The following is a 26779-nucleotide window of genomic DNA, read 5'->3' as shown; positions in this document are numbered from 1 at the left end:
CACGCGGCACTGGCTGCTTCTGTCCAAGCAAAAAACCATACTTTTCAACTATGAGTGACACTGAACAGAACACGGCCACGCAGCCTGAAGAATCGCAGACCCCGTCATTCCGTTATGACGCGGCACTTGCACAAACTATCGAAGAGAAGTGGCAAAACATCTGGGATGAGCGCGGCACGTTCTGGGCCGCCAACGTTTCTGGCGAGTTGACGGACGGTAAGGGTCAGCATGCTGACGGCCGTCCTTCGTTCTTTGCTATGGATATGTTCCCATATCCTTCGGGTAAGGGCCTGCACGTGGGCCACCCACTCGGCTACTTAGCTACCGACGTGGTTAGCCGTTATCACCGCATGAAGGGTGAGAACGTGCTGCACGCTATGGGCTACGATGCTTTCGGTTTGCCTGCTGAGCAGTACGCTGTGCAGACGGGTCAGCACCCACGTATTACGACCGAGCAGAACATTGCTAACATGCGTCGTCAGCTGCACCGCATGGGCCTGAGCTTCGATAACCGTCGTTCGTTCGCTACGACCGATATGGATTACGTGCGTTGGACGCAGTGGATCTTCTCGCGTATTTATGATGCTTGGTTCGATCCTGAGGCTAAGAACCCAAGCGGCACGATGGGTTGTGCTCGTCCTATTAGCGAGCTGGAAGATGAGTTCCGTTCGGGCAAGCGCGAAATTCCTGAGCACGCTGGTGAGTCTTGGGATTCGCTTGATGAGCAGACGCGTTCCGATATTTTGAACGAGTACCGCCTGGCTTATATTTCGAAGTCTCCTGTTAACTGGTGCCCAGGTCTCGGCACGGTGTTGGCAAACGAAGAGGTGACGGCTGAGGGCCGTTCTGAGCGTGGCGATTTCCCTGTGTTCCAGCGTGAGCTGCGCCAGTGGTCGATGCGTATTACGGCTTACGGTCACCGTCTGATCGATGATCTGAAGTCCATTGATTGGCCTGAGAAGGTCAAGCTCATGCAGCGTAATTGGATTGGTGAGTCTCACGGTGCGTACGTGAACTTCACGGTGCCAACTGCTGATGGTGATCAGAAGCTGCGCGTGTTCACGACGCGTCCTGACACACTGTTCGGTGCTACGTTCTGCGTGATCGCTCCTGAACACCCTCTGCTGGCTCACGCTCCAGCTGAGTGGCCAGAGGGCATTCCTGCTGACCAGCGCGACGAGTGGACTGGTAAGTATGCTTCGCCAGCTGAAGCTGTTTCGGCTTACCGCAAGGCTGCTGAGCTCAAGACGGCTCGTGATCGTCAGGAAGAAGCAGGCGAGAAGTCGGGTCTGTTCACGGGTCTGTACGCTGTCAACCCAATTACTGGTGCAAAGCTGCCTGTGTTCACGGCTGATTATGTGCTCATGGATTACGGTACGGGCGCTATTATGGCCGTTCCTGGCGGTGACCAGCGCGACTACGATTTCGCTGACAAGTACGGTCTGCCTGTTATTTACACGGTTCAGCCACTGCCTGAGTCGGGTGAGTCCCTCGCTGATTTCGAGGGCAAGGCTCCATTTATTTCTCATGATGGCATCGTGATCAACTCTGCCGTTGATGCCACCGCGGCTCGTGGCGACGCTCTGTCGCTCGATGGCCTGCGCGTTGACGATGCTATTGCTAAGGCAACTCAGTGGCTTGAAGAAGCTGGCATTGGCGAGGGTACGGTGAACTACCGTCTGCGCGATTGGCTGTTCAGCCGCCAGCGCTACTGGGGTGAGCCATTCCCAATCGTCTATGACGAGCAGGGTGTGCCTCATCTGCTGCCAGATTCGATGCTGCCAATCGACCTGCCTGAGGTTCCTGATTACGCACCTAAGACGTTCGATCCAGAAGATGCTGATTCGAGCCCAGAGGCTCCACTGAGCCGTAACGAGGACTGGGTGAAGGTGACGCTCGACCTCGGTGATGGTGAGAAGACCTATTACCGTGACACGAACACGATGCCTAACTGGGCAGGTTCGTGCTGGTACTACATGCGCTACCTTGACCCACACGACAAGCAGCACATGGTCGACGAGTCTGAATACGACTACTGGATGGGTCCAAACCACAATGCTACGGCTGGTAAGTCGGGCGGCGTGGATCTGTACGTTGGCGGTGTGGAGCACGCTGTGCTGCACTTGCTGTACGCACGCTTCTGGCACAAGGTACTGTTCGATCTGGGTTACGTGGATTCGGCAGAACCATTCCACAAGCTGTTCAACCAGGGCATGATCCAGGCTTACGCATACCGCGATGAGCGTGGCGCTTACGTGCCTGCTGATGAGATTGAAGAGCAGGACGGCAAGTTCATGTGGAATGGTGAGCCTGTTCGCCGCGAGTTCGGCAAGATGGGCAAGAGCCTCAAGAACATTGTGACGCCAGACTACATGTACGAGAACTACGGTGCTGATACGTTCCGCCTGTACGAGATGAGCATGGGCCCACTCGATGAGTCCCGTCCTTGGAACACGCGTAACGTTGTTGGTTCGATGCGCTTCCTGCAGCGTCTGTGGCGTAACGTCATTGACGAGACGAACGGTGAGGTTACGGTTACCGAAGCTGAGCCTGACGAGAAGACGCTCAAGGCTCTGAACAACACGATTGCCGATGTGACTGTGGAAATGGAAGCTATGCGTCCAAACACGGCCATTGCAAAGCTCATTGTGCTCAACAACCACCTGACTGGTCTCAAGGCTGTGCCTCGTAAGGCTATTGAGCCACTGATTCTGATGGTTGCTCCAATTGCTCCACACGTTGCAGAAGAACTGTGGAGCCGTCTGGGCCACGAAGAATCGCTGAGCAACGCTCCATGGCCTGTGGCTGATGAGCGTTATGTTGGCCAGGATCTCGTGACTGCTGTTGTGCAGATTAAGGGCAAGGTGCGCGCCAAGCTCGAAGTCAGCCCAGACATCGATCCAGACACGCTTGAGCAGATGGCTCTGGAAGCTGTTGCTGATCGTCTTGGTGGCAAGGCTCCACGCAAGGTCATCGTCAAGGCTCCAAAGATCGTGTCGATCGTTCCAGCCGAGTGATTAAACGCTGAACATCAGAGACAAACGAATCTGCTCGTAACGAGTCAGAACGTTTGATCTGAGCAAACAAAGACCATGTATGCGAAATCGTGTACATGGTCTTTTTGTATGTCTGAGGTAAAGGAATAAGAGTTCTGATTGTGACTTTGCAGTTAGGCATCTTTTGGGAAATTGACGAAAGTATGTCTTTCTGGCTGTAAATGCATTATTTTTCTGATTCTGAGACTGAACTTGTATAGTTCATGGGCATTTTGAGGTGTACCGCTGTCATATTGTGCACTGCTGCCAAGTATCTGGTGACAGTGCACAGGAACCACCATTCTGCGTGCCACGCCACCACGTACTTGGTGAGACTGCACACGAAGCGCCGAATTCGTGTATTTGAGGGGCTTAATGTGCATGCCCGCCACATATCTGGTGGGTTTGCATATGGAGGGGTGCTTGGCATGCGAACCCACCATGTATCCGGTGGAGTTGCACTTGAAGCGGTATTTTGTGATGGTTATGGATCTTGATGTGCGTTCTCACCACATACTTGGTGGGTTTGCACGCAGAGGGGCTAATCAAGTGCAGCATCGCCACATATCTGGTCAGAATGCATTATTAGTAGGTTGAGCAAGATAATGAGACAGCGCTGTAATGGATCAGTACTGAGATGAACTAGAACGGTTACAAAATGGTGCGGCAAAAATCTGCAGTTGTTGTAGTAAGAAGTGTTCTTCATGACTGTGGACGATATGAACGGTTAACCACATTGCTGTGTTGAGCTCGATTTCATGAGTCGGATGCGTTCATAGTAAGGCTATGGGAGCTTCAACACGATGTACAGCGCAATTACATCCACCAGATCCACCAACTAGCACGGGTTCGCTGGGCAACACGGATCGTGCAAACGGTGTGGATCATGTCAGTAGCACGGATCATGCAAACGATGTGGATCATGTCAGTAGCACGGATCATGCAGATAGTGCGGGTCATGCCATGCTGCGCTCGCTGGTGACTATGCGTGCGTCGGATGCTGAAGAGTCACAGACCATACAACAGCAACGAACGCGTGCTCGTGTGTTTATAGAACCGAAGCATGCCATTATTGCGGCCATGATCCTGCTCGCTGCATTGGCAACGAGTTTGACTCTGCTTGTACAACAAGCAATGAATTTGCGAGATCTCGACGGTGCTGTTATCTCGAGTAGTCAAAGGTCTGCAACATCTGACTCATCATCTCGATCAAGCACTGATTCGCCATCGCATTCAACGGCAGATTCGTCATCCAATACTGCAACTGATCAGTCAGCGAGCGCCAGTAATCAATCTTCATCGAATGTTTCAAATGGTACGAAGTCGGATGAGTCTACATCGACTGAGTCTGATGCACAGCGTCGTGTGTTGGAGGAGCAGCGTGCGTTGGAGCGTGATGGGTTGATGAATTTGAATACGGCGTCTGAGGAGCAGTTGCAGACGATTGATGGTATTGGTCCGGTGACGGCGTCTCGCATTGTTGAGCATCGTAAAGCGAATGGACCATTCTCGAGTGTTGAGGAACTGGTGGCAGTGAATGGGATTGGTCCTAAAACGTTGGCGAAGATTAAGCCGCATGTGTTTGTCAGTACTGGTGGTGGTTCGTCATGAGGTGGAGAACTCATGTGCGGCGGCACAATGCAGGGTTGCATAACGCATGGTGGCATCATGCGCCGCGATCTCATCAGCTGTTTCGAGTTTTAGCGTCAGTGCGTATGGCGTGGAGTACACGGTCGTATATGGCGAAGGTGTCTGGTTGGCGTGATTGGCGTATGTTGCTGGTTGCTCTGGTGATGTGGGTGGTGACGTTAGCGACACCAATGGTGGTGCGTTGGCAATGGTCGCCGCAGGATGCGTGGTGGTGTGTGCTGCTGGGTGGTTTTGTTATGGCACTGTGGATGAGTGCGCTGCGTATGGTGCGGTATGGCTTTGACTCGGTGCAGTGGAAGCATCTGGTTGGTGCACAGGTTGTTGTCTGCATGGTGGCGGCATTGGTAGCGTTAGTCAATGTGAGTATGCGCATCATGATGGAACGCCATGATCGTGTAGTACTGCTCGCGCAGGATCAGGTACAACGTATGCTTCCACGATTAGTACGTGTGCGATTGGACGCAATGCCAGTACAAGCGTCACAGCGTGCGTTCGACTGTCAGGTACTTGCTCATACGCAAGCGGTGCAGGTAGACCAAATATGGCAGGTGTCGAGTCAGCCGGTTCTGCTTATGGGTACGCATGCGGATTGTGGTGCATGGCATAGGGGAGTTGCGGTAACGATTCGAGCAACGGTGACTCCTGCACAGTATGGGCGTACAGCAATATGGGTACAAAGTGCAGCTGCTCATGAGGAACAGTCTGCCGTAGTGTCCATGGAATCGAGTGCACCATTGTGGCGTGGTGTTGCACGTATGCAATCAGCGTTTATTGATTCAACTCGGCAACTATCCCAACAAGGGCAAGTGTTGGTTCCTGGACTGGCCTTAGGTGTACTCGGTCAACATGTGTATGGGTCTACGGCAGCAACATCGTTGGATACGGATTTTGCGCAACAGTTAACTGATCAATGTAAAGCTGCTGGCATTATGCATATTATGGCGGTTTCGGGCACGCATTTTGCAATTGTGAAACGGCTTGTTGGTGCAGCATGTCGTCGTTGTGTACTGCCGAGACAGGGGACAGCGCTCGCTGTTGTGAGTGCATGTGTGTTGATGGCACTGATTATGCAACCGTCTGCTTCAATTTATCGTGCATTGGTTATGGCTGGATTTGGTGCTGCAGCATTATGGGTGGGCCGGCGCTCGCAGACGATGGCGTGTTTAGCGTGGACGATTATTGTGATGCTGCTCATTGATCCTTCGTATGCGAGTGATATTGGCTTTGCTTTGTCTGCGAGCGCTGTATGCGGTATTGCTTGGTGTGCGGATCCTGTGGCTGAACTGTTGCATCGGTGGTTGCCGCAGCGTTGGTCGCAAGTGATTGCGGTGTCTATTGCTGCACAGTGTTTTGCGATTCCAGTGCAGTTGCTGATGCAACCGAGTATTCCAATTTGGGCGTTGCCTGCCAATCTTGTGGCCAATATGGTGCTTGATGCGGCGACGGTATGCGCATTGTTGGCGTTGCTGACGTGTTGGTGTCTACCCATGGTGGGGTTGATGTTGAATCATATGGCGTCATGGGGTACGTGGCCCATCTATGTGTCTGCGCGATGCTTTGGTAAGGAGTCGGCACAAGTCACCTGGGTTGCTGGCTGGCAGGGTGCACTGTTATGTGCGGTAATGCTTGCCTTGAGTGCGGCCATAGTAGTGGTGTTGGTGCAGCTTCGCGCGCTTACAGATGGTGTGCTGCATGGTGGTAGAAGACCAATGCGACGGTCGATGAAAAATCAATCGAAATGGTGGTGGCAAGAGACTCGGACGATGCTGAACGAAATGCAGTGGAAGGAGCAGTGCCGTGAACGGACGAGCTGGAAACGACGATGTCCAACGATATGGAAAGATTGGAAGCATGGTTAAAGCGTCGTCAAACTGTATCGTCGTCTATGAAGGTGACGAATTCCTTAATCGTCGCCAAGTCCTTGACCTGGTGCACGAGGCAGAACAAGCACACCCAGATCGAGACACAGTAGAACTCGACGCGACGCAAGCGAACGCCGCTGACTTTGATCAGGCGACGAGCCCAAGCCTGCTGTCGGACTCGTCAACCGTCATTGTTTGGAACTATCAGAATGCGGATGAAGATCTGATACAAGCTATTGTGGCTTGGCTGAAACAGTTGAAGAATGATCCAGACCCATCATTCGTGATTCTGTCGAAGGCTGCGGGGCAAAAGGGCAAGCGTGCCTACGATCAAGTGCATAAAGCTGGTGCGGACACGATTAAGGTGCCCGACCTTGCTAAACCAGAAGCACGCTTGAACTATGTGTTGAAGATTTTTGAACAGCACAAGCATCAGATTGAACCAATGGCAGCACAGCAGCTGGTCAGCGTTTACGGTGATCAATTGGGTGAGTTGACCGCCATGTGTGAGCAACTCTGCTTCGACTTCGACGAACCAATTACATTACAGCTTGTACAACGCTATCTGATCGGTAATCCACAAGTTACTGGTTTTAACGTTGCTGATATGGCCGTAGCAGGCAATGCGCAAGGTGCTGTAATTGCTATGCGCGATGCTATTAAGCAGGGTATTGAACCAATTGCACTGATTGGCGCACTTGCTATGAAACTGCGCACCATGGCTAAAGCGAGCGCTGTGAACTCCGGTCAAATCACGCATGCAGAAGCCAAAATGGCACCATGGATGCTGCGTAACGCTACCAAACAAGTCCGAGGATGGACGAGCGCAGGATTAAGCCGATGCATACGCTTACTGGCATGGGCTGATGAACAATGTAAAACAAATGGTTCCGACCCAAGCTATGCGTTGGAACGCTGTATCTTAAGCATTGCAGCAAAAGGTATGCGCTAAACCCAAGCAGTATCGCTACAAAACGTCACCAACAGGTACAAAGGACAACGACCATGACTACAACTTCGACAACATGGCAAGCACCAACCGCAGAGCGTATGCGTGAACTCGGCAAAACGCTCGCACAGAACGTGCAAGGCGGTGACGTCATCCTACTGTCAGGACCATTAGGCGCAGGCAAAACCACGTTCGCACAAGGCTTCGGTCAAGGACTCGGCATTACCGGGCCAATCGTGTCACCAACATTCACGATTGCACGAGAACTTAAAGGCACGTTCGCGAACGGTCAGCCAGCAACCCTTGTACACGTAGACGCTTACCGTCTCGGCGGCGATGCATACGCACCAGGACAAAACACCACGGAACGTTTGCTCGACGAACTCGAATCACTCGGCCTTGATGAAGAACTCGAAGCACCAGGACAAAACACCGTGGTGCTTATGGAATGGGGTGAGCAAATGGCCGCAGCGCTCGCACCAGAACGACTCGAAGTACACATCGCACGACCAATCAACACGGCTACAACCGATGAAGAGAATCCAGCCGATTATGCTGAAATGACAAGCGACGGAACACGAATCGTAACCATGACCGCAGTCGGCGCCGATTGGAATACACGACTCAACCAAATCAGCGAACAACTACCAGCCGAACAACACTAAGCACCAACCCCGCCTAGTACAAGGCACACTGGTACACCACAACAGTTCGGCTGACACCCACGTTCAGTCACCACAGACGGTATAACAGCGACAACCAAGAACGGGAAACCGAGGAACACACATGCACACGCTCGTCATCGACACCTCATTCGGATCCACCGTAGGATTCGTCGACCACACGCCAATTATCGACGAAGACTCACGAAGCCACGTAGAACACCTGCAAACCAACATCGCGCTCGCAGCCAAGCAAGCAGGCATTACACCACAACAGATTGAACGCATCGTAGTTGGTATTGGACCAGCACCATACACAGGTTTGCGCGCTGGCATTGTTGCAGCCAAGGCGCTCGCGATTGCTACTGGTGCTCAGGTACTGGGTCAAGATGATCTGACGCCAAACGTGGCCATGATGCGCATGGCTCATCAGAAGGATGCTCGCGTAGCCGATGTTGACTTCTTGGCAGAGGTGCCTGCAGCGCAGACTGATGGCAAGCATGTGTATGCAACGTTAAGCGTCAATGATGCACGTCGTAAGCAGCTGTACTTCACGCTGATTGTGGACGAGTACAGCAATGAAGGCGCACAGACGGTACTCATCGATATGGATATTGACGCAGCAGATAACATTGCTGTTCGCGTCAACGATGCAATCGCCAAGTATTGCGATGAGCACGCTGGTGTGGAAGTGAGCGTTGATGTTGCTGGTCACGGTGCGGCTAAGTATGCAGCAAGCTGGCAGAACATTGCGAAGCTGGGTGTGGTTATTGATCACTCAGTGCTTGATTGCGGTGCAGCAGGTCTTGCAACATTCGCAGCGTGCGCTGAACAGGATGTGGATAGCAGTAATGAGGCGAATGCGGTGCGCGATGTTGAACCACTGTATTTGCGTCGTCCTGACGTGTCCGTGCCAAACCCACTTAAGCACGTGCTGAACCACGGTGGCGTCAAGAGCCACGAGTGATCGTGCGCAAGTAACGGAGTAGAACAATGATTGTGTCGTATGACACGGTAGACCGTGCCTGGGTAGAGCAGCAGATCACGCTGTTGGAACAGCAGCTGTTCGGCGCTGGCTCATGGACACTTGGCATGGTCAGTCAAGAACTCAGTGCGCCAGCACGCACCTACTTGTTGGATATTGAGCCAGCCGAAGATACGGCTGATGAAGATACCGTACTGCACAGTACGAGCGGTGCATCCGAAGCTGGCAATAGTGCTGATGCCGGATTAGCGAACCAGCAGCTGTGCGGGTATGCAGGCTTCTGGTATGACGGCGACGATGCAGAAATCATGACAATCGGCGTAGCCAAACAATTCCAGCAGCAAGGCCGTGGCGCACGACTGTTACAAGCATTAATTGATGCAGCTCGTGAGCAAGGTGCAAACCGTATGCTGCTTGAAGTGCGAACCGATAATGAACCAGCCTTAGCGTTATACGAACACTTCGGATTCGAACGCTTAGGCTTACGTAAACGCTATTACATGCCTGAAGGCAAAGACGCGTACACGATGGTGCTTGAATTGAAACCTCGCGTCGTCGGATTCACGGCAACCACATCAGACCACGCATAACCCCGACACCAAACAGTCGTACGCATGCATGTGTGCGCGTACAATCTCGTTTCGAGCAATAACCAGTGCCAAGGAGCAGTAACCAACAATGAGCGAACCAATTGTGCTCGGTATCGAATCCACTTGTGATGAAACAGCAGCAGCTGTGGTCCAAGGCGGAACCCTACTGTCAAACGTTGTTGCCTCATCTATGGATGAGCATGCACGCTATGGCGGCGTTATTCCAGAAATTGCTTCGCGTGCACACGCCCAGCAGTTCGCACCAGTGGTGACGAAGGCACTGGCTGACGCCAACATGGATATTAGTGATGTAGATGCTATTGCCGTGTCTGCAGGCCCAGGCTTGGCAGGCTGCTTGGCTGTTGGTGTTTCTGGTGCCAAGGCACTGGCATGGGGTGCGAATAAGCCACTCTATGGTATTAACCACGTGATCGGTCATATTGCTGTAACGCAGCTGCAGTTTGGCCCATTCCCAGACGATACGCTCGCATTAATCGTCTCCGGCGGCCACACGTCACTGCTGCATGTACAGGATGTTGCTCGCAACGTTCAGGTTGTGGGTACTACGCTCGACGATGCAGCAGGCGAGTGCTTCGATAAGGTGGCACGTCTGCTTGGCTTCCCATATCCAGGTGGCCCTTATATTGATCGTCACGCTCAGCAGGGTGATCCACACGCACTGCGCGTACCAATGGGCTTAACGCAGGGTCGTGCAGCAAAGGCACACCCATATGATTTCAGCTTCTCTGGTGTGAAGACTGCTGTGGCTCGTTGGGTAGAGCAGCGTCAGGCTCAGGGTCTGCCAATTCCAGTTGATGATGTGTGCGCATCGTTGGCTGACTCGGTGGCTACCGTGCTGGCTCGTAAAGCTATGCAAGCTTGCAAGGTGTTTGATTCGAAGACGCTGATTGTAGGCGGCGGTTTCTCGGCAAACTCGCAGCTGCGCGCCAAGCTCACCGAATACGGTCAGAAGCATGGTGTTGACGTGCGTATTCCACGTATCCAACTGTGCACGGATAACGGTGCTATGGTCGCTATGCTCGGTTCGAACCTGGTCAGCGCTGGTGTGAAGCCATCGTCACCAGACTTCGGTATCGACTCGGCAATGCCTATGGATCAAATTGTTATGCCTTGAATTCGTCTGCAATGAATTGGCGTTATCCCGCTATTTGACTACGAAACGCCGATAAATTTGCATTCAAATTACAAGTGTGTAATATACATGTCTTGTGCGAAGGAGAAATCCTTCAAGCAGTATTCCTGCGTAGCTCAGTTGGCAGAGCATCCGACTGTTAATCGGACGGTCGCTGGTTCAAGCCCAGCCGCAGGAGCCACAAGAAAAAACCTCGCAAGGAATTGCGAGGTTTTTTGTTTATCTGATGACGGTCTCAGTGGGCAATGGTCTGTAGCAGCATGGTCTGATCCTGAATATCACATTGTGTCAGCAGTGCAATCAACGCTATACGGCTGTAATGCGTCCAGTTGAGATCGAGCCTGATCTGCTGCAGCCAGCCACTGTTTAACATCAGCATCGTGTTCCAGACGTGATAGAACGTCAGGGAGCATGCTGATTTTCTGAGGAATACTACTAGAGCTACCGTGCATAATTTCATCGTAGCTACATACGCGTTCGCATACATACATCACATACATCACTGCTTGAGCAAACATTCGAACAAATGTTCGAATAATTATCAACCCCGTAAAATCGGTACACCACAATCAGTCTCAACAGTGGCAAAACCTAAGCGTCATAAGGGTTTACAGCAATTTTCGTATGCGGATTGAGCATACGCGTAATTTGAAAGCCTTGATATAAGACAACGCTTGTAGGAAACCAACAGTTCTACGTACGATACGAATACCTTCGACACGAGCACATTCGAAACGAATAGACTCAAGTCGCCACACTGCACCGATCTATGCCGTGCATAAATCAAAAAAGATTATGACACGACCAACAGAAAGGGGAGAACAATGAAAGACCATGCCGTACCACAAGACCAAGCACAGACGCGACAGGACGCAGCAAAAATGCGCGCCACGCATTTCAAAGACAACCCACCAGAACAAACCGTCAATTCACTACGCTCCATACTGCAAGACTGCGGACTCAACGTAGAAGAAGAATGGGCCGACCCAAGCATTATCAACACGCACTCACTACGTATACAAATACCAGGAACAACCATCGGTACCAATGGTAAAGGCATGACCAAAACCTACGCCCAAGCCAGTGCATACGCCGAATTCTTCGAACGCTTCCAAAACGGCATCTTAAGTAAAGACGAAGTTGACATCGAAGGCTACAAATACTTCAACGATGAAGCACACTGGACCGCACGCCAAATCGCAGAACAAGACAACGGCTTCTTCCGCCTCTGCTTCGAAAAACTCGGCATGACCGAATGCAGTCTCGAAGAAAAAGCCACGATGATAGAAGAACTCTTCTGCCCAGACTGCGCCGACGGCACCTACGTTATGATCCCGTTCTACGACGTCGCCCCACACACCACCATCTACCTGCCATACATCGTCATCATGATGTTCTACGGCACAAACGGTATGAGCGCTGGTAATACACCGCAGGAAGCAATTGTGCAGGCGCTCGCAGAAATAATAGAACGTCACGTACAAATCATTATGTACGAACAGCATCCTGTATTCCCAGAAATGCCAGACAGCTACGTCCAACAATTCCCTGACGTCTACGAGATGCTCACCATAGTCAGAAACGACCCAACACTGGACGTATCACTACGCGACTGTTCATGCGGCGGCAAATATCCAGTAGCGGCACTGTACGTCATAGAAAAAGACACCGGACGCTACGGTATTAAACTCGGCTGCCACCCAGACATGGGCATAGCCATAGAACGCGCCTTCACAGAAATGACCCAAGGCAACGACTTCAAAGCCTACGCACGCAGTAGAAGCCGCCTTGACTTCACCAACGACTTCGTTTTCGACAAACGCAATATCAAAAGCTGCTTCAGAACAGGCCACGCACAATACCCGTATGAGCTGTTTGGTACTACGCCAACCTACGAATTCACATCAATGCCAGACGTCTCAGCATTAACAAACCAAGAACTACTGGACTACTGGACCAACGACCTGCTCAACGACTACGACATACTCATACGAGACGTGTCCATAACAGGATTCCCGAGCTACCACGTCATCATTCCAGGAATCTCCGAACTTGATGCCGTCACCTCATTCGATATACGACTGCAATACACCAAACATCTCATAGCACAAATGTTAGGTAATCCAGAGCAAATCAACGCCCAATACGCCAACCTCATGATCGGCGTACTACGCCACTACATGCTCGAAGTAGGCACCACCATCAGCTCATTCCTCCCAGACGGCATAACAGTAGCATGCCCATTCCGTGACGTATCAGACGCGCACTACCTCTTAAGCATGTGCTACATCACCATAGAAGACTACGAGCACGCCTTAGCAACCATAACCGAAATGTTCGAATACGCAGACCGATCAGAAAACTGCAGTGAGGTAAGCAAGCGACAAATAACCGCGCTGTACTACTACCTCCAAGGACGATGCATGCTCCACTCACACGAACAAACTATGAACTACCTCACGCGATTCCTCAGCGACGACATGTACGCATTCGTCAACGACCTCATGAGTGAACCAACAAAAGTGATACCAAAGCAATACAACGACATCATCGTCGACAACAACCACAACTATCAACAATTCATGGCCAACGTATTCGAACGATACGGCCACAATGTCATTGATCAAAACAAGCTAGCCAACGTATTCAACGAACGTGACACTGACTACACCGATCCCGAATGCACCGATACCGACTACACCGACCATGAACAACGACTAAACACCCTGTAAACAATAAACAACACCGACATTCGACCAAAAGAATCATTTACAATAGGGAACATCCATACTCCAACGACGAGATGGAACCACAAAATCATGTATCCCCACACAAGGAGAACTTACTATGAATAAATACATGCTCACGCCTGCCGACGTACAAACCATCGAAAACAACAACGCCGGCACACGTGGCAACCTAGGCCAGTCACCAGCAAACTCCCAGAAAATCCTCTGCTGGCCAGTAAAGAATTCCCAAATCCTGCGCTCGAAGGAAGGCTGCCGAATCGGCCAATGCGCCCTGTAAACCCGTCTCTAGTAAACACGTAAAGTAGATGCGTAAAGCCAGCCTGGTGATATATGTGCTGGGCTGGCTTTGTATGTTAGGGAATAGGGCAGGGGTCAGCGCTCGCAGTATTTAGTTTCTATATTGCTTGTCATAGTGGCAGAAGCAGCGCTCGCAGCAGTATTCGCCACGGCGCTCGCGACACGCCGATTTGCGTTAGTCTCCAGTTTTGTGTAAGTTTACTGACTGTTGCCGGAACGAAGAGTTCCAAACACAACGCATTCCTGCGTAGCTCAGTTGGCAGAGCATCCGACTGTTAATCGGACGGTCGCTGGTTCAAGCCCAGCCGCAGGAGCCATTTAAAGCCCATCGGTTCTCCGGTGGGTTTTCTTGTATCTGACGAAATCGTCGACTGTAGCGCTCCACAATGAATTCGAGGTGAGTCATGAGTGAGAATCAAGAAAATCGCCGTGCCCTCGAAGAATTGGGTAATGAATTGTTTGAAGAACAGCTCGCGTACGTTAGAAAGCCATTTATGGTGCTCTGGGCGGCCGTTCAGGAAGCGTCCGCAGAAGTAGAAGAGGATTACAATCTTTCGCCTGATCTGGCCCAATTATGGGTTGCTGATCAGCTGCGCCGTGTTTCTGACTCGCTTGTTGACCGTCTCGCCGAGAAAGCCATTGCCCGCGGCTCGAGTAAATCGAATGTCTCGCGTGCCGCAGGTGCCGCGCCGTCCAACGCCACGCGCCGCTTCCCGCGCTTAAAAGACAATAATCCTAAAGAACGCATGCTGATCGACGAAGTACTCGATTTATTCGAGTCCTGATACGGCTTCTATTGCGTATGCAGTGACTCATTATTCGTTGTTTTGTTCTGTTGATTTATGCACAGCGTCATACGCGTTCCTAGCAGTTAACCACAACGATGCTCTGCGCTTGCTGCGGCTGAACGCTTTCATGCATGCTCGATCTACGAGCACAAGAAAGCAGGTGGTTGGCGATGTGGGGGAGCAGCGTACTTCATCAAATCCGTGAGCATGTACGGCATATCAGACATCTCTGGCAGCGGTATCTCGATCAGTTGCAGCACTACTCGGCTGCAGCCGGGCAATCGGTTGCTGTTGTGCTCTGTGCAGGCTGCATGACCGTTATGGCGATGGTGCTACCACAGCGTGCTGTGCTTGCCTCCGCACAAGACGGTGCATGCCGTGCCGATGCCGTAGCCCCAATACAACCGTCGACTGTGCTCCAACATTTCGACGGACCAGCCAAACCCTGGCTCTCTGGTCATCGCGGTATCGATCTCGCTGCATCTGATCAAGCAGCCATCGTGGCACCAACAGCAGGCGTGATCTCGTTTGCAGGCACCGTAGCCCACAAACAAGTCGTAAGTTTGAAAACCAAATATGGCACAATGACCTTCGAACCAGCAGTGACCGCATATCAGGTAGGGCATAGCCTTACACGAGGCAGCACGCTCGGCCATGTAGAAGGCCACAGTGACCATTGCGACCATCACTGCCTACATTGGGGTATTAAGCTCGATCAACGCCAGTATCGAGATCCAGAAACACTCTTAGAAAAACAACAGGTCAGGCTCAAACCATGGGAATGAACCTGACCTGTGATGTACAAGCTATGCGAGCTTAGCGATTACAAACCTGCATCAGCCAACGAAATATATCCTGGATCAATCAGCACGCTCTTCAAGTTGCTTGCCGCAGCCACCACAATTGGACGCGTCACATATGGTGTCTGACGACCTTCAATATCAATGGACGACACATACTGCAACTTGTCAATGGTCTTATTTGCATTCAAGTCCAGAGCCAGAATACTGAGCTTCTCAGCAAAGTAATCACGGTCTTCAAAGCCCGTAATCCACTGCTTACCATCAACAATATTCTGCATATTGCTCACATACGCGCCAAAACCAGTAACCAGAGGCCACGTATCCTTCGAAGGCACCATATCCTTCGAATGAGCATCCTGCGTATCAGCCTGAGGAGCCTTTGCAGGTTCAGGAGCCTGCTCACGATCCAGGTCCTTACGACCCGTGATGTTATTGACAATACCCAGCAAATCAATATTCGGATTAATATCCGCAGCCGAACCCGTATAACCAAGCGAAGTAAGCTCAGACACTGCAGCAGATGCAACCTGGTCATTCATAGCGATCAGACCATCAATAGCCACAGGCTTATTCGAACCATTCGTCGACTTTAAACGAGCGCGAATAGCCTGCTTAATCGTGTCATCCTTAGAAGCATCAATAGCCACTGAACGCCAATCATTCGATGACGTTTCCACATTTAATAAGCCAGAAGAGCTGCGCAATTTACCACTGACAAAATAAGGCTGCAATTCATCCCACATACCTTGGAATGCCTGCTTAGCAAATAATGCTTCAGCATCAGATTGTTCATCAGCATGCGAAGCATCCTTCGATATTGGCAATAGCACTTCAATGTACTTAGGATTGTCCTTCGTCGTCTTGTCGAGAGCCAACTTATTAATCAGCTGGCGAGCCTGCATAGCACCAATGTTCTGCGCATTCGTAAACTGCACATACGCATCAGCCTTCACATTAGGCACCTGATCGCGCAATAACACAACATGCATGCCAGCACGCTTTGCCAGCTTCAACGAGTCAGCAATACGGTTCCAAGCAGCATGCTCCGAATCCTCAACATGCTTTGGCGTATCCTGCGTAACCAAATCACCATAGGCACGCAGAGCAGGATCACGATCCGTAGCAGGAGCCACGACCAGCGTCATAGGCTTCGGCGAACCCGTATTGTCATCCTCATGCTGATCAGCCAGATCGCCAACCTGACGCACCACATAATCCTGAATAGCATGGCTTTGATCATCCAATGACTTCGACTTCACCGAAGAAATTTGTGAAGACTGGAAACCTTGCTTCTCTAACGACTTCTTTACAGCAGGAACAAACTGATTCCAACGATTTAAAGGAATTGACGTAGACAGCGTCAAATCATCAGACGGTGTGAACAGAGCAACGGTGCCCGTATCCGTTGATGATGAAGAAGCACTCGAAGATGCGGAGCCTCCTTGAGAACCGCAAGCTGCAGCACCGACGAGCAGACCAAGCGTCAGCAACGATGCTAGTGTGCGTGAACCATACTTGAACAGGGGATTAGTCATGCCCGCTCTTGCCTCTTCCAAACTTTGCGTCATACACAATCCAATACGGCATGCCATTGCCTCGCATCTCAGTACAGTTATGCAGCGCATGAGCATGCAACCAACAAATGGCATGACATTCATGTGGAAACCCACACCAATGCCATGCCATTCTAACCACGGACTATGCCAAGCAGTGTTCTTTCATCACATCGAATGCAATGCACGCGCTAACTCATCATCAAGCGCATCCATAAATGATTCCGTATCCAGCCACTCATGCTCAGGACTAATAAGCATGGCCAAATCCTTCGTCATACGACCCGATTCCACCGTATGAATAATGACCTGCTCAAGCGTCTGAGCAAAATGCGCGACTTCAGGAGTGTTATCCAACTTGGCACGATGCTTCAAACCACCAGTCCACGCATAAATAGAAGCAATAGGATTCGTCGACGTTTTCTCGCCATTCTTCCAACGACGATAATGACGCGTCACCGTACCATGAGCTGCCTCAGCCTCAACTGTCTGACCATCAGGCGTCATCAGCACCGACGTCATCAAACCCAATGAGCCAAATCCCTGTGCCACCGTATCGGACTGCACATCACCGTCATAATTCTTGCAAGCCCATACATAGCCGCCATGCCATTTGAGTGAGCTGGCAACCATATCATCAATTAAACGATGCTCGTACGTTAAGCCTGCCTCGTCATAACGCTGCTTATATTCGGTTTCGAACACTTCAGCAAAAATATCTTTAAATTCGCCATCATAGGCTTTCAGAATTGTATTTTTCGTCGAAAGATATACCGGGTAACCGCGCAGTAAACCATAGTTAAAGCAAGCACGAGCAAAACCACGAATCGACTCATCAACGTTGTACTGCACCTGAGCCACACCAGCACCGTCATAGGTATAGACCACATGCTCAATAGGATCAGAACCATCGGCAGGCGTAAACGTCACCGTCAACTGACCAGCGCCAGGTACTTTAAAATCAGTAGCTTTGTACTGATCGCCAAACGCATGCCTTGCCACAACAATTGGCTTCGTCCAGCCAGGTACCAAACGAGGAATATTCGAAATCACAATAGGCTCACGGAAAATCGTGCCGCCCAAAATATTGCGGATCGTACCATTTGGCGACTTCCACATTTTCTTCAGCCCAAATTCAGTAACACGAGCTTCATCAGGCGTAATCGTGGCGCACTTCACACCCACATGCTCACGCTGAATAGCACGAGCAGCATCAATGGTGACTTGATCATCAGTTGCATCGCGGTTCTCAATGCCCAAGTCATAATATTCCAGATCAACATCTAAATATGGCAGAATTAAGCGATCCTTAATATCCTGCCAAATCACACGGGTCATTTCATCGCCATCGAGCTCAACGACTTTACCGGCAACCTTAATTTTGGCCATTGTGGGGTATCCTCCCTTGAAGCAACAGACCTTGTTCGTGGTCTCTTTCTTCATACCGAAGATATGTTTCGTCTCACTATATATGTCCAATATGCGTCGTGTCAGTTATTGTCGTTAATCTTGGCCCTATGGCTCAAGAAACAGAAATTGGTCTAGGAAAAAAGGGCCGTATGGCCTACTCTCTTGACGACATCTCAATTGTCCCGTCGCGACGAACGCGTGATCCACACGACGTCGACACAACGTGGCAGATTGACGCATACGAATTCGATATGCCAATCCTTGGCGCCCCAATGGATTCGGTAGTTTCCCCACAAACGGCCATCGCACTTGGTCGTCTGGGCTCGCTGGGCGTGCTCGACTTGGAAGGTCTGTGGACTCGATACGAGGATCCAGAACCTATTCTGCGTTGGCTCGCACAAATTCCAGAAGATCAGGCAACGCAATATCTGCAGCGCGTGTATGCGGAACCAATTAAGCCGGAACTGATTAAGCAGCGCCTGCACGAAATTCGTGAAGCTGGTGTTGTAGTTGCTGGTTCGTTGTCGCCTCAGACGACGCAAGAATATTTGACTGCAGTGCTTGAAGCAGGCGTTGATCTGTTTATGATTCGCGGCACGGCAGTTTCGGCAGAACATGTGTCGAGCGATCATGAACCACTGAACTTGAAGCAGCTGATTTACGATCTCGATGTGCCAGTTATTGTTGGCGGTGCTTCGGATTACACATCGGCACTGCATCTGATGCGTACGGGTGCTGCTGGTGTGCTTGTTGGCTTTGGCGGCGGTGCTACGAGTATGAACTCGCGCACAATCGGCATTGATGTACCAATGGCAACGGCAATTAGCGATATTGCAGAAGCACGTCGCGACTATATGGATGAGTCGGGCGGCCGCTACGTCAACATTATTGCTGACGGTGGCACGGGCTACTCGGGTAACTTCGTGAAGGCTCTGGCTATGGGTGCTGATGCCGTTATGCTCGGCGCACCATTGGCTCGCGCAAAGGAAGCACCAGGTCACGGCATTCACTGGGGCGCAGAAGCACGTCATGCAACGTTGCCTCGCGGCAAGCGCACGAATGTGGGTACTGCAGGTACCTTGGAGCAGATTCTTGTGGGACCAAGTCATCGTGCTGATGGCACGCAGAACTTCGTTGGTGCATTGCGTCGTGCAATGGCATCGACGGGTTATGTGGATCTTAAGAGCTTCCAGAAGTGCGATGTTATTGTGCGTCCAAACGCTTGATCGCTTTACCACTGCGCTCTAGAGCACACCCCCGTTAAGTAAATTGCAGTTAAAGAAAATATGCGAAGTAAGCGAATAACCGTTAAACATTGCCATTTTCACTAATGCAATTTGTTACTATGCTCAATAAGACGTCTAGCTCAAAGAACTTCGAGTCGACGGAAGTGGCGAGCTAATTGAGTAGGGGATACAGAAAGCTCTGTTCGATTGCCAACGCTGGTTTTCGAACAGGGCTCTTCTGTTACTCCGATTGTTTCTCCGGTCGATTGCTATGCAGATTATCCAATATCAGCGGTGCTACAACGCCATTGCTGCTCAGTACTCGTGAACGACAACGTACACCAGCACTGAAAATCCCCAAACATCAGCAAAACCGTTGCTGCAAAATGCTGTTCATCAGTAAACATGCCATCAATAAACTGTGGACTTGGCGGATACGGCGATGCATAGAGGCCGCCATAATCCGGAAGTGCCACAATATAATCGCGAATTAACGAACTATAAGTAGTGAGCTTCGTTAAACAGTCGGTATTCATCAATGATTCCAACCCATCAGACGATTGATGTCCACGTAATACTTCAGCGCACATACACGTTAATTTGCAGGTTAATGCTGCAATCAGTTGCACTTGTCCCGCTGAAATATTGCGCGACACCGTAGCAATATGAAACGGGACCGTCGAATCAATTTGACTAACTTGCAGTAGTCCATTGAATTTGGGTAGCGCCAAACTGTTTGCTTGTTCAACTGAATTCGAAATAATCGTAGTTTCGTAGGGCATATCAAAAGGTATGTCCTTCAACCCGCACTTCATTCGCTGTTTTGCTATTTTTTAAGTTTCTTCGGGTTAATTCACGCTACTGAGTTCATATGGTCTCCTATAGCTGTTTGATTGTTTGTGCTTACATACAGTCACGCTATGCAATCCATCACCACCATGCAATGCATGCCGATGGTGGTTCATTTGTATTTCGGGTGTGTCGAATTATTGAGCAGCAAATTTTGCCCAGAGACTCGGTTAAGTACGCATAATGTAACAACCACTGTTACAACAGTAGAGATTTTGCGACAGCCTCACGTAGGGAAGTAGCTGTTCTTCGTATTTGCCTCAGAGATTCACCTCAGAGATTCATCGGAGACCGAACACACAGATTCGCCTCATAATGCGGCGTTATACTCAGCACCATGTTGCGTCAATATGGGTTAGAAGACATAGTCACTACGACTGAGCAAGACACCGTGTATTCATTGCTCAGCAAACGATCTAATGAAGATCCAGGCGACCTTATTGCCCAGCGCCTCGTGAGCGAAACTGATCGTCGCTGGCTCGATATCACTGCAGGTGAGATGTTCGCTGAAGTACGCAGCGTGGCAAAAGGCTTAATGTCGCTTGGTGTTCGCCAAGGCTCCATGGTCGTGCTCTATGCGCAGACGAGCTATGACTGGGCTGTTATTGATTTTGCGTGCGCTGCTATTGGTGCAGTCAGCGTACCTATTTACGAAACCGATTCAGAAAACCAAGCCGCTAGCATTGTGCACGAAGTGAACCCTGTTGTCGCTTTCGCAGGCGATGAGCAGCACACGATGATTCTTGAACGCATCGCAGCAAACCATGAAGGCTTCGACTATGTGTTCAACTTCGAAAACAATGCACTTGACGCATTAATTACCTTTGGTGAGAACGTCAGCGATGACGATCTCGAAGCAGCCATTGCACGCGTAAAGGCCGATGATCTGCTGACCATCGTCTACACGTCTGGTTCAACGGGCAAGCCAAAGGGCGCTATGCTCTCGCACCGTAACTTTATGCATATTGTGCTCAATGGTTATAAGGTGCTGCCAAACATGCTGTACAACCCAAATAGGTTGCTGCTGTTCTTGCCACTGGCACACTGCTTCGCACGTTACATTCAATACGTTGCTATTGGCGGTCATGGTGTTGTTGGCTATGTTGGTAGCGCCAAGCACCTGCTCGCCGATATGCGCTCATTCAAGCCAACCTATTTGCTTGGCGTGCCACGTGTTTTCGAAAAGGTCTACAACGCTGCATCGCAGAAGGCTGGCGTTGGTATGCAAGGCCAAGTGTTTGCCAATGCATACAAGCATTTCGTTGAGTGGTCGCAAATGATGACGCGCAAGCAGCACCCAACCTATGGTCAGCGCATGAAGCACAAGTTCTATATGTCAACGGTTGGCAAGTCGATCCGTTCGGCACTTGGTCCAAACCTGCGCTACTTGGCTTGCGGCGGCGCACCAATTAACGCCGATCTCGTGCACTTCTTCAACGGCATGGATGATCTGACGTTCATTCAGGGTTACGGCATGACCGAAACGGCAGCCCCAATGATCGTCAACTGGGAAGAGGCTAACCGTGCCGGCTCGGTCGGTCGCCCAGGCCCAGGTATGGCTGTGGCCACGGCCGACGATGGCGAAATTCTCGTCAAGGGTCCAAACGTGTTCCTCGGCTATTACAAGAACCTTGAAATGACCGATGAAGTGCTCGAACCATCAGGTTGGTTGCACACGGGCGATTTGGGCACGATTGACGACGAAGGCTTCCTGACAATTACGGGTCGTAAGAAGGATCTCATTATTACGGCAGGTGGCAAGAATGTCACGCCATCACCAATGGAAAGCACAATCCGTAATTGCCCAATTGTGTCGCAGGCCGTTGTGGTTGGTGATAACAAGCCATTTATTGCAGCGCTTGTCACACTTGATTTCGACACGGTGCGCGGCTGGCTCGCCGACCGTGGCTTCGACGGCAATATGTCGCGTGAAGACATCGCACGTTCTGAAGCGGTGCGCGCTTTTGTGCAGCAGTATGTTGATCAGGCCAACAGTGAGGTGTCCCGCGCAGAATCGGTGCGTAAGTTTGTGATTTTGCCTGAAGATTTCTCGCAGGCCGACGGCACACTCACGGCCAGCATGAAGGTTATTCGTGCCAAGGTGCTCAAGAAGTATGAGTCTGTTATTGAAGGCGATCTCTACGCTCCAGTGCCGTCCAATATGCCAGTGCCAGTGAGCGCTCAGATTATTGAGAAGACGAGCGAAACGTTGCGTAGCGCCGCTTCGAGCGCCAAGGATCGTATGCAGGGTAGCGTTGGTCGCGTTCAGGAACTGCTCGAGTCACTCGACACGTCCGACGACTCGGCTTCCGCAGGCGATCAACCGGAGCAGCAGCCAGCCCAAACTTCTGAGAGTGCAGCCTCTTCCGATTCAGCGCAGTAAGTTCTGCGAGTTTTGATTATTTCTGCAATAGCGCAGTAGGTATTGTTGGCGGTGTGACGATTCGATTCGTCCACCGCCAACTTTACAAATAAGTAACAGTTATCCAATTATTCATTTGTTGTTCCGAATAGGAGTCCACCGTGGCAATTCGCCAGATTCGTGTTGTTCCTGATCCAGTGCTGCGCACCAAGTGCGATCCGATTAAGGAAATCACGCCAGCTATCCGTCATCTTGTGCAGGATCTGCTTGACACCGTGGATGATCCTGGTCGTGCAGGCCTTTCGGCAAACCAGATTGGTGTGCCACTGCGTGCTTTCAGCTACAACATCGATGGCAAGATCGGCTACATTCTGAACCCTGTGCTCGAGGAGAAGCGCGGCGAACAGTATGGCGATGAAGGCTGCCTCTCGGTGCCAGGCCTGTGGTACAAGACGCGTCGTGCAGATTACGCACGCTGCCGTGGTATTGATCTTGATGGTAACGAAGTTGTGCTTGAAGGAACAGGCATTATGGGCCGTATGATTCAGCACGAAACTGACCACTTGGATGGTCACGTGTATCTTGATCGTCTGGAGAAGGATGAGCGTCGCGCTGCTATGAAGTACATGCGCGAGCACCAGAACTGATCAGGCGTTAAACACACCTCACCACTTATCTATCTAGCATGGCCCACTTTATACAGTGGGCCATGCTATATTATTTGCCTGTGTGTCACCCCGGGCGATTTCGCAGTCGCAGGCGGAAAAACCCACCCAATATTGTCTACAGACACACACCAATTTCGCGTCATGTCCGCGACGGCCTGTGTCGGTCGGTAAAGCACAGAATGCTTGGTTTCAAGCGCTCGAACTTTGCTGCATGCAGGTGCGCATGACCAGGCAAGAACCGACTAGAAAGGTAGAATTACCATGGCTCAGATCACTATGAGCGAGATGCTGAACGCAGGTCTGCAGTTCGGCCATCAGACCCGCCGTTGGAACCCAAAGATGAAGCAGTACATCATCACGTCCCGCAACGGCATTCACATCATCGATCTGTTCAAGTCGCTTGACATGATCGATGTCGCTTACGACTTCATCAAGTCCACCGTTGCTCACAACGGCACCGTGCTCTTCGTTGGTACGAAGAAGCAGGCTAAGGACGCAATTGCTGAGCAGGCAACCCGCGTGAACATGCCATACGTTTCCGAGCGTTGGCTCGGCGGTATGCTGACGAACTTCCAGACCGTGTCCAAGCGCGTTGAGCGCCTCAAGGAACTTGAGGAAATGGACTTCACCGACGTGCACGGCTCCGGTCTGACCAAGAAGGAACTGCTGCTGCTCGAGCGCGAGAAGGACAAGCTGGAGAAGCAGCTTGGCGGTATTCGTAACATGAACCGTACGCCTTCCGCAATGTTCGTCGTGGACATCAACAAGGAAGCTCTGGCTGTTGAGGAAGCTCACAAGCTCGGCATCCCAGTTGTGGCTATCGTTGATACGAACACCGATCCAGATGCAGTTGAGTACCCAATCCCAGCAAACGATGACGCTATCCGCGGCATCGAGCTGCTGACGCGTCTCATGGCTGACGCTGTGGCTGAGGGTCTGCTCGAGCGTTCGGGCAAGGCTTCCAAGAACGAAGGCGCTGCTGCAGAGCAGCCAATGGCAGCTTGGGAGAAGGATCTGCTCAAGGAAAACGCACACACGGTTGAAGAGGCTGTGCGTGAGGACGACGAGAAGCAGGGCCCAAAGGACGCTAAGTACCCAAGCGAGAGCCTGAACGAGACTTCTGAGGCTGCTCGCGCTGATGCAGCTGATGCAGCTGCTCAGGTTGAGGCTAACAACTGAGTCCAATTCACTAATCTCTAATCGGGCGGTGGGGTAGTAAGTAACGTCAGGCATTGCGCCGAACGTACTACTTCATTCATGGAGGAATATTTCACCGCCTGATTATGTAGATTGGGATATGTGTCATTACCACAAGTAAGCACTCGTGATAATGATCAAGTTTTTCTTCTAAATAAGAGGAGTATTCAATGGCAGCAATTACCGCAGCCCTGATCAAGCAGGTGCGTGAGGAAACTGGCGCCGGCATGATGGACGTCAAGAAGGCTCTTGAAGAGGCTGAAGGCGACGTCGCACGCGCTAAGGAAATCATCCGTGCTAAGGGCATTCAGGCAGCAGGCAAGCGCGAAGGTCGCAAGGCTCAGGAAGGTACGATCGCTTCCACCGTTATCGGTGAGGACGGCGAGCAGTACGGCTACGCTCTCGAGATCAACTCTGAGACCGACTTCGTGGCTAAGACGCCTAAGTTCGTTGACTTCGCAGACCAGATGCTGGCTGACGGCATCGAGGCTAACGCTTCTTCCGTCGAAGAGGTGCTCGAGGCTCCTGCAGGCGACAACGAGACCGTGAAGGTTGCAGTTGAAGAAGCTGCTGCTCTGTTCGGTGAGCACGTCAAGCTCGGCCAGTTCGCTCGCGTTGAGGGCCCACACGTCGAGATCTACGCTCACAAGAAGTCCGTCGAGATGCCACCAAGCATCGTGGCTATGATTGCTACCGATGAGAACGGTGCAAAGGTTGCTCACGAAGCAGCTCTGCAGATCTCCGCAATGGGCGCTCAGTGGCTGACCCGTGAGGACGTCCCAGCTGATGTTGTGGAGTCCGAGCGTCGTGTCGCTACCGAGAAGTCGCTCGCTGAGGGCAAGCCTGAGAAGATCGTTCCAATGATCGTCGAAGGCCGTCTGAACGCCTTCTTCAAGGAGAACGTGCTGCTCGAGCAGGCTTACGTCAAGGATCCTTCGAAGACCGTTGGCGACCTGTTCCGCGAGGTCGATGGCCACGCTCTGCAGTTCGTGCGCATTGAGGTCGGCAAGGCAGAAGAAGCTGCTAACGAGTGAGCTAAGCTCCACAGCTGACTGAAATATGTCATAAAGGGTTGTAACCCCAATTGAAGGGTTACAGCCCTTTTTTGTATTGTGTCAATGCGGTCAATTACTGTTGAGCAAGATTCACGACCGAGAAGAACAGATCATGAACCAATGACCAGAAAGGCATTGCATGGCTGAGAATGCAATCAACAAACCACGTCGCGTATTGCTCAAGCTTTCGGGTGAAGCTTTTGGCGGCGGACACGTTGGTATTGACACTCACGTTATTCGACGTATCGCAGAAGAAATTGTTCCTGCAGTGCAGCAGGGCGTGCAAGTAGCAATTGTGACGGGCGGCGGAAACTTCTTCCGCGGCGCCGAATTGCAGCAGGCTGGCATCGACCGCTCCCGTGGTGACTACATGGGCATGCTGGGCACGGTTATGAACTGCCTCGCTCTGCAAGACTTCCTTGAGCAGGAAGGTCAGGCAACGCGCGTCCAGACGGCAATTACGATGGGCCAGGTCGCAGAAGCTTATATTCCTCTGCGTGCTATTCGTCACCTCGAAAAGGGCCGCGTCGTTATTTTCGGTGCTGGTGCAGGTATGCCATACTTCTCAACCGATACGGTTTCCATTCAGCGTTCGCTCGAAATCCACTGCGACGAAGTGCTGATGGGTAAGAACGGTGTTGACGGTGTGTACACGGCAGATCCACGCAAGGATGCCAACGCACAGCGCTTCTCGCAGCTGAGCTACGATCGTGCACTCGTTGACAACCTCGCAGTTATGGATGCATCGGCAATGGCTATGGCTCGCGACAACGACCAGCACATTCGCGTGTTCGGTCTCGAGACCCCAGGCAATGTGACGAAGGCACTGCTCGGCGAGGGCATTGGCACGCTCGTGGCCAACACGGAATCGGAGCTTGCCTAACGCCGTTAGTCAAGACGTGGAAACACACAGTGTTTTCCAGCGGTTACATGTA

Annotated in this window: 22 protein-coding genes and 2 tRNA genes; 20 read left to right on the top strand and 4 right to left on the bottom strand. The window is 51.3% G+C overall.

From position 1 onward, the window contains the following. Window positions 1–50 precede the first annotated feature (50 nt). The 9 genes from leuS (at window position 51) to D2E26_RS03395 (ending at window position 11067) form a co-directional block, all read left to right on the top strand. On the top strand, window positions 51–3017 hold the full coding sequence (gene leuS / locus D2E26_RS03435) for a leucine--tRNA ligase (RefSeq protein WP_125963251.1): 2967 nt from the start codon (window positions 51–53) through the stop codon (window positions 3015–3017). Between the two features lie 804 nt (window positions 3018–3821). Continuing rightward, window positions 3822–4646 (top strand): ComEA family DNA-binding protein, encoded by an 825-nt coding sequence (locus tag D2E26_RS03430; RefSeq protein WP_125963250.1) that lies wholly within the window; start codon window positions 3822–3824, stop codon window positions 4644–4646. A gap of 128 nt (window positions 4647–4774) precedes the next feature. Beyond that, window positions 4775–6544 (top strand): ComEC/Rec2 family competence protein, encoded by a 1770-nt coding sequence (locus tag D2E26_RS03425; protein WP_164515844.1) that lies wholly within the window; start codon window positions 4775–4777, stop codon window positions 6542–6544. Then, entirely contained in the window at window positions 6537–7499 is a 963-nt protein-coding gene (gene holA, locus D2E26_RS03420) for a DNA polymerase III subunit delta (RefSeq protein WP_125963248.1), read from the top strand. Before D2E26_RS03425 ends, holA begins: the two co-directional genes overlap by 8 nt. Before the next feature lie 53 nt (window positions 7500–7552). Beyond that, complete coding sequence (gene tsaE, locus D2E26_RS03415; RefSeq protein ID WP_125963247.1) at window positions 7553–8161, top strand: tRNA (adenosine(37)-N6)-threonylcarbamoyltransferase complex ATPase subunit type 1 TsaE; 609 nt, start codon at window positions 7553–7555, stop codon at window positions 8159–8161. Window positions 8162–8282: 121 nt separating this feature from the next. Then, window positions 8283–9125 carry a tRNA (adenosine(37)-N6)-threonylcarbamoyltransferase complex dimerization subunit type 1 TsaB gene (tsaB, locus tag D2E26_RS03410; RefSeq protein ID WP_125963246.1) on the top strand — a complete coding sequence of 281 codons (843 nt, stop codon included), beginning with the start codon at window positions 8283–8285 and terminating at the stop codon, window positions 9123–9125. A 26-nt stretch (window positions 9126–9151) separates the two neighbouring features. Then, the gene (rimI, locus tag D2E26_RS03405; protein ID WP_125963245.1) at window positions 9152–9733 is read left to right on the top strand and encodes a ribosomal protein S18-alanine N-acetyltransferase; all 582 of its coding nucleotides are present in this window, start codon (window positions 9152–9154) and stop codon (window positions 9731–9733) included. A gap of 88 nt (window positions 9734–9821) precedes the next feature. Then, on the top strand, window positions 9822–10868 hold the full coding sequence (gene tsaD, locus D2E26_RS03400) for a tRNA (adenosine(37)-N6)-threonylcarbamoyltransferase complex transferase subunit TsaD (RefSeq protein ID WP_125963244.1): 1047 nt from the start codon (window positions 9822–9824) through the stop codon (window positions 10866–10868). Between the two features lie 123 nt (window positions 10869–10991). Next, window positions 10992–11067, top strand: a tRNA-Asn gene (locus tag D2E26_RS03395). Between the two features lie 54 nt (window positions 11068–11121). Here D2E26_RS03395 and D2E26_RS07465 read toward each other — a convergent pair. Continuing rightward, window positions 11122–11259 carry a hypothetical protein gene (locus D2E26_RS07465; RefSeq protein WP_164515843.1) on the bottom strand — a complete coding sequence of 46 codons (138 nt, stop codon included), beginning with the start codon at window positions 11257–11259 and terminating at the stop codon, window positions 11122–11124. Between the two features lie 451 nt (window positions 11260–11710). Here D2E26_RS07465 and D2E26_RS03390 point away from each other — a divergent pair, with 451 nt between their 5' ends. The 5 genes from D2E26_RS03390 to D2E26_RS03370 all read left to right on the top strand — a co-directional run bounded on the left by D2E26_RS03390 (window position 11711) and on the right by D2E26_RS03370 (window position 15506). Continuing rightward, window positions 11711–13618 (top strand): YcaO-like family protein, encoded by a 1908-nt coding sequence (locus D2E26_RS03390; RefSeq protein WP_125963243.1) that lies wholly within the window; start codon window positions 11711–11713, stop codon window positions 13616–13618. Between the two features lie 115 nt (window positions 13619–13733). Then, the gene (locus D2E26_RS03385) at window positions 13734–13913 is read left to right on the top strand and encodes a hypothetical protein (RefSeq protein WP_125963242.1); all 180 of its coding nucleotides are present in this window, start codon (window positions 13734–13736) and stop codon (window positions 13911–13913) included. Window positions 13914–14174: 261 nt separating this feature from the next. Beyond that, a tRNA-Asn gene (locus tag D2E26_RS03380) sits at window positions 14175–14250 on the top strand. An 87-nt stretch (window positions 14251–14337) separates the two neighbouring features. Continuing rightward, entirely contained in the window at window positions 14338–14718 is a 381-nt protein-coding gene (locus D2E26_RS03375) for a transcriptional regulator (RefSeq protein WP_125963241.1), read from the top strand. Between the two features lie 314 nt (window positions 14719–15032). Continuing rightward, a complete protein-coding gene (locus D2E26_RS03370; RefSeq protein ID WP_164515842.1) occupies window positions 15033–15506 on the top strand; it encodes a peptidoglycan DD-metalloendopeptidase family protein in 474 nt (157 codons plus the stop codon). 38 nt (window positions 15507–15544) lie between these two features. On the opposite strand, the gene D2E26_RS03365 is transcribed toward D2E26_RS03370, so the two are convergent. Further along, window positions 15545–17059: a type 1 periplasmic-binding domain-containing protein gene (locus D2E26_RS03365; protein WP_164515841.1), complete on the bottom strand. Its 1515-nt coding sequence runs from the start codon at window positions 17057–17059 to the stop codon at window positions 15545–15547. 186 nt (window positions 17060–17245) lie between these two features. Next, entirely contained in the window at window positions 17246–18466 is a 1221-nt protein-coding gene (locus D2E26_RS03360) for an NADP-dependent isocitrate dehydrogenase (protein WP_125963238.1), read from the bottom strand. A 128-nt stretch (window positions 18467–18594) separates the two neighbouring features. Between D2E26_RS03360 and D2E26_RS03355 the strand changes: the two genes are divergently transcribed. Next, window positions 18595–19713, top strand: coding sequence for a GuaB3 family IMP dehydrogenase-related protein (locus D2E26_RS03355; RefSeq protein ID WP_125963409.1), 1119 nt, complete (start codon window positions 18595–18597; stop codon window positions 19711–19713). Between the two features lie 278 nt (window positions 19714–19991). Here the strand turns inward: D2E26_RS03355 and D2E26_RS03350 are convergent, their stop codons facing one another. Then, window positions 19992–20495, bottom strand: coding sequence for a hypothetical protein (locus tag D2E26_RS03350; RefSeq protein ID WP_125963237.1), 504 nt, complete (start codon window positions 20493–20495; stop codon window positions 19992–19994). A 404-nt stretch (window positions 20496–20899) separates the two neighbouring features. Here D2E26_RS03350 and D2E26_RS03345 point away from each other — a divergent pair, with 404 nt between their 5' ends. The 5 genes from D2E26_RS03345 to pyrH all read left to right on the top strand — a co-directional run bounded on the left by D2E26_RS03345 (window position 20900) and on the right by pyrH (window position 26727). After that, window positions 20900–22945, top strand: a complete 2046-nt coding sequence (locus D2E26_RS03345) for an AMP-dependent synthetase/ligase (RefSeq protein WP_125963236.1) — start codon at window positions 20900–20902, stop codon at window positions 22943–22945. A 140-nt stretch (window positions 22946–23085) separates the two neighbouring features. Then, window positions 23086–23571, top strand: a complete 486-nt coding sequence (locus D2E26_RS03340; protein ID WP_125963235.1) for a peptide deformylase — start codon at window positions 23086–23088, stop codon at window positions 23569–23571. Between the two features lie 282 nt (window positions 23572–23853). Continuing rightward, the gene (gene rpsB / locus D2E26_RS03335; protein WP_125963234.1) at window positions 23854–24771 is read left to right on the top strand and encodes a 30S ribosomal protein S2; all 918 of its coding nucleotides are present in this window, start codon (window positions 23854–23856) and stop codon (window positions 24769–24771) included. A gap of 188 nt (window positions 24772–24959) precedes the next feature. Beyond that, a complete protein-coding gene (gene tsf, locus D2E26_RS03330) occupies window positions 24960–25823 on the top strand; it encodes a translation elongation factor Ts (RefSeq protein WP_125963233.1) in 864 nt (287 codons plus the stop codon). Window positions 25824–25983: 160 nt separating this feature from the next. Beyond that, window positions 25984–26727, top strand: a complete 744-nt coding sequence (gene pyrH, locus D2E26_RS03325) for a UMP kinase (protein WP_125963232.1) — start codon at window positions 25984–25986, stop codon at window positions 26725–26727. The last annotated feature ends 52 nt before the right edge of the window (window positions 26728–26779 follow it).

This window comes from Bifidobacterium dolichotidis (genome assembly GCF_003951975.1).
GTDB lineage: Bacteria > Actinomycetota > Actinomycetes > Actinomycetales > Bifidobacteriaceae > Bifidobacterium > Bifidobacterium dolichotidis.
The sequence above is the reverse complement of the archived record's forward strand: the minus strand, read 5'-3'. Positions and strand labels throughout refer to the sequence as shown.